The following is an 11,770-nucleotide window of genomic DNA, read 5'->3' as shown; positions in this document are numbered from 1 at the left end:
GTTTTTGTTAGATGAAAACTTATCCCCAGACCTCAAAATATCTCTGTTGCGATTGAATCCTAATCTCGATATTTTGCGAGTAGGTGAACCCGATGCACCACCACTGGGAACTTTAGACCCAGAAATCCTAGATTATGTTGCATCATTTCAACGGTTGTTAGTTACCAAATAATTGTCGCAGTATGCCCGGACACCTGAAAAACCATTGGGATAAGGGGGGACATATTTGGGGTTTACTATGGTTGCGTCCCAGTGCTAATTTAGAAATCTGGGCAGAAGAATTATATCTGATTTAGGAAGCATCCAAAGCAGAAGAATGGATTGACCGAGTTGATTGGATTCCCTTTTAAATCTTCGCTATTTTTCAATCTTACCAGCGATCGCATTTAGCCTTGTTTTGATTCCGGTCATCCACTGGTTAAACTCGGCCGATTGCCAGTCGATCACTTCCTTGCGTTGTCTTATCTCATCGGTTGTTTTTTCGGGAGCCTCTAACCGGGTATTTAATTCTGTAATCATCATTGCCTCAAGTATCTATGGATTCTTTACGGCAGGGAACCTGACATATTAATCAATGGGAATCACCCTCTTTACGGAAATTTTGCCGTTGACATCCTCACCACCGTAAAATAGACGGCGATTACCAATCCCGACGATTTGGTTTTCCTTGCCACCGTCACGCACCCAAAAACCATGAAGCGCCTTTTCCTTTTAGCGATCGCCTTACTATTGGTGTTCTGTCAGAACCTTCCCTCCTCAACCTTAGCCAATACCCGCACTTGCACGGTGGTCAGGGGTTCGGTACACGACGGCGACACGATTAGGGTCGATTGTGACGGAAAAGAGCAGAGAATCAGATTCGCTTGTGTTGATGCCCCAGAAATCAAACAGGAAAACGGCATCGCCAGTCGTGATCACTTGCGATCGCTCCTTAACCGGGCAAATAACCAAGTCAGCATCAATGCGGTTGATACTGATCGCTTTGGGCGTACCGTGGCCGAGGTGTACGCCAACGGTCAGCTAGTTCAACTGCAGCAGGTAAAGGACGGTATGGTTTGGGCTTACGATCGATTCAAGGGCAACTGTCCAAGCTGGAAAGAAATCGAAAGGGCTTTTACCGAAGCTCGATCGAACCGCAAGGGAATTTGCGGGGGAAACCCGATGCCACCCTGGGAATGGCGACGACGGAATCGCTAGTTTTTGATCTGTAGATATAGGGAAATTGCAAGGGTGAATTATGAACAGAGATATTATTACTGGAATGGACGGCGAGATTTATGCCAGACTGGATCTGAGTCGGGAATGGGGCGGGGCGCTCGATCTGGGAACCGCAAGGACGGGCAAAAGCTTCGAGGTTGACGGTCATTTAGGGGAAACTAATCGCTGCGGCGTTTGGGATAGTGTGGACAGACTAAGATTCAGGACTTCGCGTAACCTTCGTTTGGAACTCGCCACCGATCCCAACGTGATCACCGAGTTAGTGCGATTCGATAGTAAGGGTGTCGTCACCGTCGTCGGCTCGGTTGAATACGGCGGGAGCGAAGCGCTGGCTCTGCCAGTTCGATTATCCTTGAATTTAACACCGGGTCGCTACGGCCTCAGCTTCTTTGTCGAGGGAGATTTGATCTCCTATCAGGTTAATGCCAGTTTCATTTAGGGCTGTTGACTGATCGCTGATAACTGATAACTGATAACTGATAACTGATAACTGAGAAGGCGTTACTGAATCAAGGTATGAATGCCAACTGTGCATCGTGTCCAAAAGTTAGTTTGGGTCTAGGTTTTAAAAATCCCACAAGAGAAGATTCATACTAAATCTGGTTATTAAAAACTGATTATTTATCCCCCCTTTTGCCTCTTGCCTTTTGCCTTTCCTGATATGTAGCCTATACTCAACGGATTTAGTATCATATCTCAAATCAGCAACGCCTGTTAAGCTGATTAACAGCTGATCAGCAAGAAATTAAGTTTGTCATTAATTTTCATTTAACAAAAAAACAGCACCCATCAGGATGCTGTTTGTCAAGAAAATGTTACAAAACTTAAGCTAAAGCCGCCATTTTCACCTCGTTATGAGCGAGGATATTTTGTAACTCCTCCGCGTCCACGGTTTCTTTTTCCACTAACATTTGCGCTAACTGGTCCAAGATGGCGCGGTTATTGACTAAAACCTCTTTAGCGCGACGATAGGCCTGTTCTACTAGGTTACGCACTTCCTCGTCAATAGCGGCCGCAGTTTCATCGGAGAAATCTCGATCGGAAGCGATATCACGACCTAGGAAAACATTACCATTTTGACGACCTAAAGCCACCGGCCCGAGGCGATCGCTCATTCCGAAACGAGTTACCATTTGCCGCGCTACTCGTGCCACCTGTTGCAGGTCATTAGAAGCGCCTGTGGTCACTTCTTCCTCACCGAAGATAATTTCTTCAGCTAAACGACCCCCCAAAGCTACAGCCATCTGATTTTGCAGATAAGCGCGAGAATATAACCCGGATTCCATGCGATCCTCGCTAGGGGTGAACCAAGTTAAACCCCCAGCGCGACCGCGAGGAATAATACTAATTTTCTGGACAGGATCATAATCCGGCATTAAAGCACCCACCAAAGCGTGACCAGCTTCATGGTAAGCAACTAAAGTTTTGCGTTTTTCACTCATGACGCGATTTTTCTTCTCAGGACCGGCCAGAACACGATCGATCGCATCGTTGATCTCATCCATGGAAATCTCGGTTAAATTGCGACGTGCGGCTAAAATTGCGGCTTCGTTGAGCAAATTAGCCAGATCCGCACCGGTAAAACCGGGGGTACGACGAGCGATTTTATCGAGATCCACGTCTTGGGCCAAAGTTTTGCCTCTGGAGTGGACATTAAGGATTTCCTTACGGCCAGCGTAATCGGGACGATCCACCACCACTTGGCGATCGAAACGACCCGGACGTAATAAAGCGGCATCCAGCACATCAGGACGGTTAGTGGCGGCGATAATGATAATACCTGTATTACCTTCAAAACCGTCCATTTCCGTTAATAATTGGTTGAGGGTTTGTTCCCGTTCATCGTTACCACCCCCTAAACCGGCACCCCGTTGACGACCGACAGCATCAATCTCATCGATAAAGACGATACAAGGTGCATTCGCTTTCGCTTGTTCAAATAGGTCGCGGACGCGAGAAGCACCCACCCCGACGAACATTTCCACGAATTCCGAACCAGAAATGCTAAAAAACGGGACTCCCGCTTCTCCAGCTACTGCGCGAGCGAGCAGGGTTTTACCTGTCCCCGGAGGACCGACTAAAAGGACTCCTTTGGGGATTTTTGCCCCAATTGCCGTGAAGCGATCGGCATTTTTCAGGAAGTCCACCACTTCGTTTAATTCTAATTTTGCCCCTTCAATCCCGGCCACATCACCGAAAGTAACCTGGGTTTGGGGTTCCATCTGTACTCTTGCTTTCGATTTGCCGAAGTTCATCGCTTGGGAACCGGGACCACTTTGGGCGCGACGGAGCAAGAAAAATAGACCAACAAGAAGTAAAATCGGGAAAAAGAGGCTACTGAAGGCTCTTACCCATACTCCTTCTTCTCTTTGGGGCAGTACGGAAATATCAACGTTATTTTCTGCCAAGATGTTGATTAATTGCGGATCGTTGGGCAGGTTAACTAATACATTTGTACCGTCTTGGGTGGGTACGATCGCTCGTTGCCGGTCGGCACTTAAGCGCACGGTTTCTACTTTACCTTCGCGTACTTCCTGTAAAAATTCACTATACTTCCAAGTTTGTTGCACTGCTGGCTGGCGATCGAAGAAAGCTGAGGCCAAGGCAAGGACTACGATTAACAATAGGGCATATAGTCCCGCATTGCGCCATTTTTTGTTATTACCGTTTTTGTTCACGCTGTCGAACTCCTGATAAATTGAGGATGATCTTATCGGTTGTTAAGGGGTTGTTAACTTATGTTAACGTTTCTCAGGAACAGTGGACAGGTTTTTTTTTAATATGCCTGTTCTGGTCCTGCATGGGGGTTAGCTGTTGGGGGTGGGGGAGTGGGTAAAAAAGCCATTTACTGTGGCTCTCCTCGACCGAGTATGATCAATTTGTAACAAAATGCCAAAATACTGCATAAAAGCTGCAAGTGGAACGATAGAGAGTTTAGTTGACCTCCACGGGGACTAGCTAGATGAAAAAACGAGAGACTTTGCTGGAGAAGTTTTGTTGCTTTTTAGTTTTGCAGCAAAATAGGACAGAATGGAATTGCGATCGGCGTTTGCGTCGTAACATGGAAAGCTATGGCCCAATCGATCCTAATGTCGATTCAGAGGAGTATTGGGCCCTATTCTTTCAGCAACAGTATCAGAATCACGGTTCCCAAAATCATCTTTTTCGTGGGCATTTATACGCTTATTTGCAGGAACCTTGCTACTGGGCTGCTGCCGAAATCTATCAAAAATATCAAGCTAAACTAGATTATCAGATCGAAGACTACTTTAACGAAGGAATTCTTGGTTTTGAGGCTATCTTAGCTGACTTTAAGCCTTTATTCTCCACTCGCTTCGATAATTTTGCCACTCAGAGGATTAAATATCGCTTAATCGATCGCATCCGTCAGATTAGTCAAGCATTCGGCCATAATACTTGGAGCCTACTACTTAATTCTACCGGAGCGCGTCTCAGCCAAGCTCTCCAGGCGAGGGGATTAGTGGGGGAAACTCTCGAAAATTACCTTTTAGCTTGGGATTACTATAAAGAAATTTATGCCCAGGCAAAAATAAAAACCGATGGTAAAATTCAGGAACCTAGTCCAGAAATCTGGCAAAAAATCGCCGCTGCTTATAACTCGGATAGCCACTCTACCATCAAAATCAATTCTGCGACAATTACCCGATGGTTAAAGGATGCGGGACAAGCTATTTCTGATTATTTATTTCCCCAAGGAAAAACAATTTCTCTACAGCAACCTTTAGGGGGTGAGGAAAGTAGCACGAGGGAAGAAATGATCGAAGATACTGACCATGATACCCCTTGGCAGCAATTAGAAGCGGCGGAAAATTTTCGCGAGTCGCAACAAAACCACCAAAAAATTCTAGCTTGGTTAGGGGCAGAAATTTCACAGATTTGTCAGCAGCCGCAACAGGCAAAACTGCATCCGCAAATTCAGTTAATTCTAGAGATGACTTATGGGTTAGGGTTGGGACAAGTGGCAATTGCCGCTAAGATTACAGAAATCACCACGGTGGTTATCAAACAATATCAGGTTTCTAGGGAACTGGATAAAGTTTATCGTCACCTCGCTAAAAAGTTTTTACCCTGGGCCAGCGAAAACCTGCATATTCCTTCCCAGTCCCACGATAGAGAAGTTATTAGTAAGGCAATAGAACCATGGCTAACATACTACTATCAAACCAGCGCAACAACTCAGGAGGATTAATTATGGTTAATGATTGGTTAGAACTAACTCCTGATAGCATTTGGCTAGAAATACCCGCAGATATTCAAGAGATAAGTTGGGCAAAAAGTGCCAGTTTTACTGATGCCAGTATTCGTCAGAGATTTTATATTAATTATCTCTGTCAACAAGTTATTTTTAACTATCTACAGTCAGGGATGCCTGGGGTTAGCTTAGTAGAAAATCAAGAGGATTTCTGGCAACTAGGAGTTAATGGTTTTACCGTTAAATTAGGCGAAAAGTCAGTAATAGTTATTGCCAGCGAAACTCTGGATATAGAAGCGATCGAAATTCCTCAAGAATGGGTAGATATTCCTCAATTAATTGGTGATTATTATCTAGCTGTACAGGTAAACACTGCCGAAAGTTATCTAAGAATTTGGGGTTATACTACCCATAAAGATATTAAGGAAAAAGGACAATATATTAAGCGTAATCTTAACTACTCTCTACCGAGAAATCAACTGCAATCAGGATCAGATTCTTTAGATTTATGGGGAGAGTGTCAATTACAACCAGTGAAGATTGAACGGGAAAAGATGGAAGAAAAACTATCTTTAGATAGATTGACAACCTTACTAGACATCTTAGCTAATCCTAAGTTAATCTTTCCCAGAAAAGCTATTGCTTTTCAAGAATGGGCAGCAGTTATCGTCAATAGTAACTGGAGAAAAATTTTAATTACCCGTCGGCAAAAATCCCCCGTCAAGTTAACCAATTGGTTTACTGATAATTTCCCCATTGATTGGCAAAGTATCCTCGATTTTAGCTCACTGTCACTGGTTCCAGCATTCAAAAATACAGAAATTAAACGCATCAAAGATTTAGGAGTAGAATTACTGGGAAATCCCCTCGCTTTGATGATTACTATCGCTAAAATTGAAGAAATATTTAGCCTGCAAGCGACTGTTTACCCCACCGGAGAAACAAGCACTTTACCCCCCCATTTAAAATTAACTATTCTCACCGAAACTGGTCAGGTTTTTCGAGAAGTAATTGCCACAGATAACGATGAATTTATTCGTTATCGATTTGATGCTGAATTGGGGGATAAATTCTTCATTGAAGTGACCTTAGAATCGGCAAGAGTCACCGAATATTTACAAGTATAAGCGAGGAAAAACTTAATGATTAAACTCTTAACTCTCGAACTAGATGGCACATTCGATCGGGGATTTAAAGTAAAATTAGAAATTCGTCCCGATCTTAATTCTCGTCCCCAAACTGTGATCAAAGCAAGGCTACCAGCTAATTTAGAGTTATTAACTCTTTACCGTCAATGGCAACGTCACTATAGTGAATTAGAGGGATTTTTTAAAATCTTAAAAGATAGCAATCCCCAACAAATTACCAATAGTTCTCAGCAGAGTTTAGTTTTTAAAAACTGCCAAGAAAAAGCCAAATTATTTGAGGATAACTTAAACAGATGGTTGAATAATAGCCCAGAATTTGAACCGATCAAAACCGCAATTCTGCGCTCTGGCAATAACTTTCGTATCTGGTTACAAACCGATAATATTTGGCTGCAAAGATTCCCCTGGGAAAAATGGGAAATCCTCCAAAATACTGGCGCAGATATAGCCATTATTGTCTCAGAATACGATACCTTAACCAGACAATTAAAAAATCATGAAAAAATTCGGATTTTAGCCATTTTAGGCTATGCCACCGACTTAAGATTTCTCGAAGAAGATCGCAAAACTTTAGACGATATTGCGGGAAAAGCAGGAGCCGAAATTATCTGGGAAAAAGCCCCTCACCCGCAAAAATTAAATCAGTTATTGCGTCAAGAAACTTGGAATATCCTCTTTTTTAGCGGTCATAGTGCCAGTACAGAAGATGGTCAAGATTGCGAAATTCAACTAACAGAAACTCATAAATTAAAGATAGCTGATTTTAGCTTTTCCCTGGGAGAAGCCACTAAAAACGGGTTAAAGTTAGCGATATTTAACTCCTGTGATGGTATCGGTTTAGCACAACAACTATCACGGGAAAAAGGGATGGCATTACCCCATCTAATCTTTATGCGCGAGAAATTACCCGATCCTGTTTCTCCCAAATTTCTGCAATACTTTTTAACCGCTTTTACCAATAATAAATCTCTCTATAGTGCCGTACATGAAGCCCAAAAAAATCTGCACGATGACTGGGAAAAAGACTATCCCTGTGCCAGTTGGCTGCCCGTAGTTTGCCCCAATCCCACCGAAGAACCCCCCACTTGGCATAGTTTCAGTAACTCCCCTCAAAAACAACAAAATTGGCGACGATTCGCTCTAACTTTCGGTTTAGGTTTAGCCGTAGCGATGACAGTCTTGGCAATAAGAGAAACGGGAATTTTAGAACCCTTAGAATTAAATATTTATGATCGCCTGATGCAACTAAAACCCAAAGATAAACCCGATGACAGATTATTAATTATTACCATTGATCGCCAAGATTGGGAATATCAAGATCGCATGGGTATGAAAAGACCAACAATACCAGGAAGCGATCAAAAACGTTCCCTCGCAGGAGAAGGATTATCGCAGCTTTTAAATAAATTACTGCCCTACGAACCGCAAATTATCGCCTTAGATATCCTCCGTCCCATCGCTGCCAGTCAAGATTATCCACCCCTAGCCAAACAATTACAAAATACTCCTAATTTTATCTCGATTTGTAAGTTTAATAATTACCCGCAACCGGACGGATTTCCCCCACCCCCAGAACTGCCAAAAAATCAGAGTGGTTTTAGTAACATAGTCCCAGACGAAACCATTGCCGGAGTTCCCCGAATTCGTCGTTTTTTATATCAGGCAAAACTCGATCGCACCTCTCCCTGTCTTCCCCCGGATTCTTTGGCCAAAGTTGACTCAATGTCCTGTAATTTTAAAGATTATGCTCCTAGTTTTAGTCTCCTAATTGCCAAACGATATCTAGAATCCCAGAATCAAGATTTTGACTGCAATAAACTGCAGCGGGGAATTCTAGAAATTAATATCGGGGATACTCATCTCGGTGACTGGCTACAATCCAACCGCGGCCCCTACAGAACCAGTCAATCCGATACCCGATCCGGCCGTCAAGTTATGCTCGCTTACCGTCGAATCGCCGATAATGGCATCGATGCAATCATCAAAATTGCTCCGAAAAAATCTCTCCGACAGGTTTTAGATCCGGGTTTTAATTCCGAATCAGTCCGGGAAAAAATTGTCCTGATTGGAGTAACAGAACCCGGGATTGATGATTTTTTAACCCCCTTTAGTCGCAACCCATCGGAAGCAATTCCGGGGGTTTATTTGCACGCGCACGCGGTCAGTCAAATTCTCGATACAATGGAAGGAAAACGTACCTCGATCGCTTTCTGGAATCCCCTACAGGAGGCTTTCTGGGTGTTGGGTTGGTCCCTGGTGGGGGGATTATTAACGTGGCGTTTTCTTCGGGTAAAAACGGTACTTTTGACAGTGGCGATCGCTGTGATTTCCCTCACCGGTATCGGTTGGCTTCTCTTTAGTTATTTCGGTCTCTGGGTTCCGATTATCCCCCCAGCGATCGCACTTCTCGCCACCTCCGGTATCTTCTTTTTTCTTCGTTCTTACTACTTAAAATAGCAAGGTAAGGCTTGCTGAAAAAGTACGGGCGAAGCATTCGGATAGAAAATCTCCGGTTTCACCGATAGGTTATTGCCCGAATGCTTCGCCCCTACAGGACCCGGGCCGATGAAGACGCAAGGTTTTGAAGCACGATTCTCTCAAAATCTTGCACCTGTTTCACGAGAAAAACGACAAAACTCTTACCTTGCCTACATTTCACATTTATTCAGCAAACCCTAGGTAACAGCCATGATCAAACCTTCGATCGCCCTCATCCTTCTTTTCTCCCTACTGCCTCAACCCGGGTTAACCCTTATCACCCCGGCTGCCGGAAATATTTCTAATCATCCCATTCTGACGGCACAGGGCGATCGGGAGCTTACCGAGGAGCAATTCCTACAACGAGTCACCGTTCGGATTACTAGCGAGACAAATCGGGGATCGGGGACAATTATCGCTAAAAAAGGCGATAATTACCTTATCCTAACCAACGCCCACGTTACCCGCAACACGAAAACCCTACAGGTACAAACTTACGACGGCCACAGCCGTGCGGCCCGCATTGTCCCCAATTCCCTATCGGAGAATCAAGATCTCGCTCTGCTGGAGTTTAGCGATACCCGGGAATATCCGATCGCCACCATCGCGGAGTTTACCCCCAATCAAGACAGGATCGGTTTAGAAGTGGTGGCCGCGGGATATGTTGCCGAAACGGGACAGTATCGGACGACAAAGGGAACCCTCGAACAGGTGAGCGATCGACCCCTCCGGGATGGCTACAGCGTCGGTTATAGTGGCGATATCGTGCAGGGAATGAGTGGCGGCGGCATTTTTGTCGAGCGGGATTTAATCGGCATTAACGGGCGATCGGCCCATCCGATTCTCTCTAACTACATCTACGAGGACGGTACAAAACCCACAGACGCGGAAATCCAACAGATGAGAGCGGTTAACTGGGGCATTCCCCTTCATACCCTATTAACCTACATCCGGCCCGAAATCCTCAGCGCCTATAACCTACCCCTACCGCAGGTGAACCCCGATATAGAAACCACCGCCCCTACTGACTATATCGCCGAATTAGAAACAAAAGCCAAGGGTTTCACCGTCCGGATCGATAGTAGCAGTAAAACCAATGGAAGTGGCGTAATTATCGCTAAAGAAGGGAATATTTACACGGTTTTAACCGCAGACCATGTATTATGTGAGAAGGAAAAAAGTCAAGATGCTGCAAGTAAACCTTGTCTCAATTTCACCTACACCGTCGTCACCAGCGACGGCAAAACTCGAAACATCGAGAAAAGCACCATCATCCGGCAGGAAGGGGTAGATTTAGCAGTTTTTCAGTTTGAAAGCCTGGACAATTATCCCGTTGCGGAAATAGCGAATTATAACCCAAATAGCGGTGATTTTGTTTTTGCGGCAGGCTTCCCCAAAATTGGCGACAATCCCTCGAAATGGTTGTTTAGTGGCGGTAGAATTAACGAGAAAGAACAGGGATTACTAGAAACCCGCCAAAGTGACTTAAGCACGCAACAAAGTGGAACATTACAAAGTGTTGCTTCTTTAACCGGAGGCTATGAATTAGTTTATACCAGCATCACATTTGGGGGCATGAGTGGCGGTGCAGTCTTAGACTCCCAGGGGAGAGTAATAGGGATTCATGGACGTTCAGAAGGAGCAGGGGGAGGGAAAATTCAGTTAGGGTATAGTTTAGGAATTCCCATTAGCACTTTTATCGGATTGCAAGAAAGATTCAAGGTAAAACCGCAATTATTAACCACTGCTCAACCCCAAGTTAGTCCGCAACAAAAACTAGAAATTATTCAAGCGATTACTGGTGTTATTGTCCCTAATACCAATGCGAAGGCGGATATTTGGATAGAAAGGGGGGGACAATTATGGCGGTTAGAAAGGTATGAGGAAGCAATTAAAGCCTTTGATGAAGCGATTAAGCAAAATGACCCCGATAATGTCTATTTAGCTTGGTATGGGAAGGGATTTGCGTTAGGTAATTTAGGTAAATATCAACCAGCTATAGAAGCTTTGCAACAAGCGATTAATACCTTACCTAAAGGGGAAGATTTAAAGAACTTTCACAGTAGTATTTTACAACTGCAAAGTGTAGTTTATCGCTCTTTAGGTGACTTCTCAACAAGTGCTGGTAGAGAAAGAGAAGCCAGAGAAAATTATGAGCAAGCATTAACGGTGATTAATCAGGCGATTTCTCTGTTTCCCAATAACCCCAATCACTATAACGAGAAATTGGCAGTATTAGATCAATTAAAACGCTATGATGAAGGATTAGCTGCGATTAATCAGGCAATTAATCTCGCTCCCCGTGCTGCTTGGTATGTCAATCGGGGGTTTCTTTACTATAACCAACAAAAATACGAATTAGCATCAGATGATTACAACAAAGCTATTGAAATTAATCCTAATTTTGCTGAGGCTTACAACAATCGGGGGCTTCTTTACTATAACCAACAAAAATACGAATTAGCATTAGCTGACTTCAGCAAAGCTATTGAAATTAATCCTAATTTTGCTTTGGCTTACAACAATCGGGGGGGTATTTACTATAACCAACAAAAATACGAATTAGCTTTAGCTGACTTCAACAAAGCTATTGAAATTAATCCTAATTTAGCTGAGGCTTACCTCAACCGGGGGGGTATTTACTATAACCAACAAAAATACGAATTAGCTTTAGCTGACTTCAACAAAGCTATTGAAATTAATCCTAATTTAG

General features: G+C 43.8%; 8 protein-coding genes. 6 read left to right on the top strand and 2 right to left on the bottom strand.

Annotation, left to right across the window (positions count from 1 at the left end):
* Positions 1–357 precede the first annotated feature (357 nt).
* Entirely contained in the window at positions 358–522 is a 165-nt protein-coding gene (locus PN470_RS14450; RefSeq protein ID WP_272104725.1) for a hypothetical protein, read from the bottom strand.
* A gap of 171 nt (positions 523–693) precedes the next feature.
* Between PN470_RS14450 and PN470_RS14445 the strand changes: the two genes are divergently transcribed.
* Together PN470_RS14445 and PN470_RS14440 are read left to right on the top strand one after the other, a co-directional pair.
* Complete coding sequence (locus PN470_RS14445; RefSeq protein WP_271936954.1) at positions 694–1,197, top strand: thermonuclease family protein; 504 nt, start codon at positions 694–696, stop codon at positions 1,195–1,197.
* A gap of 40 nt (positions 1,198–1,237) precedes the next feature.
* Entirely contained in the window at positions 1,238–1,657 is a 420-nt protein-coding gene (locus PN470_RS14440) for a hypothetical protein (RefSeq protein ID WP_271936952.1), read from the top strand.
* A 385-nt stretch (positions 1,658–2,042) separates the two neighbouring features.
* On the opposite strand, the gene ftsH3 is transcribed toward PN470_RS14440, so the two are convergent.
* Complete coding sequence (gene ftsH3 / locus PN470_RS14435) at positions 2,043–3,896, bottom strand: ATP-dependent zinc metalloprotease FtsH3 (RefSeq protein WP_002742170.1); 1,854 nt, start codon at positions 3,894–3,896, stop codon at positions 2,043–2,045.
* A 284-nt stretch (positions 3,897–4,180) separates the two neighbouring features.
* Between ftsH3 and PN470_RS14430 the strand changes: the two genes are divergently transcribed.
* The 4 genes from PN470_RS14430 to PN470_RS14415 all read left to right on the top strand — a co-directional run.
* Positions 4,181–5,428, top strand: a complete 1,248-nt coding sequence (locus PN470_RS14430; RefSeq protein ID WP_272104724.1) for an RNA polymerase subunit sigma-70 — start codon at positions 4,181–4,183, stop codon at positions 5,426–5,428.
* Positions 5,429–5,430: 2 nt separating this feature from the next.
* Positions 5,431–6,558 carry a DUF1822 family protein gene (locus PN470_RS14425; RefSeq protein WP_272104723.1) on the top strand — a complete coding sequence of 376 codons (1,128 nt, stop codon included), beginning with the start codon at positions 5,431–5,433 and terminating at the stop codon, positions 6,556–6,558.
* Positions 6,559–6,573: 15 nt separating this feature from the next.
* A complete protein-coding gene (locus tag PN470_RS14420; RefSeq protein ID WP_272104722.1) occupies positions 6,574–9,036 on the top strand; it encodes a CHASE2 domain-containing protein in 2,463 nt (820 codons plus the stop codon).
* A gap of 231 nt (positions 9,037–9,267) precedes the next feature.
* The coding region (locus tag PN470_RS14415; protein ID WP_272104721.1) for a tetratricopeptide repeat-containing S1 family peptidase at positions 9,268–11,770 on the top strand (2,503 nt) is incomplete at its 3' end.

The sequence above is a fragment of the Microcystis sp. CS-574 genome (genome assembly GCF_028329095.1).
Lineage (GTDB): Bacteria > Cyanobacteriota > Cyanobacteriia > Cyanobacteriales > Microcystaceae > Microcystis > Microcystis ichthyoblabe_A.
Note: the sequence above shows the minus strand (reverse complement) of the source record. Positions and strands in the feature narration are given on the sequence as shown.

Bases quoted from the DNA above. Each gene is read 5' to 3' on its own strand.
- PN470_RS14425 (WP_272104723.1), top strand. From the start codon at position 5,431: ATGGTTAATGATTGGTTAGAACTAACTCCTGATAGCATTTGGCTAGAA.
- PN470_RS14445 (WP_271936954.1), top strand. From the start codon at position 694: ATGAAGCGCCTTTTCCTTTTAGCGATCGCCTTACTATTGGTGTTCTGT.
- PN470_RS14430 (WP_272104724.1), top strand. From the start codon at position 4,181: ATGAAAAAACGAGAGACTTTGCTGGAGAAGTTTTGTTGCTTTTTAGTT.
- PN470_RS14440 (WP_271936952.1), top strand. From the start codon at position 1,238: ATGAACAGAGATATTATTACTGGAATGGACGGCGAGATTTATGCCAGA.
- PN470_RS14420 (WP_272104722.1), top strand. From the start codon at position 6,574: ATGATTAAACTCTTAACTCTCGAACTAGATGGCACATTCGATCGGGGA.
- PN470_RS14450 (WP_272104725.1), bottom strand. From the start codon at position 522: ATGATGATTACAGAATTAAATACCCGGTTAGAGGCTCCCGAAAAAACA.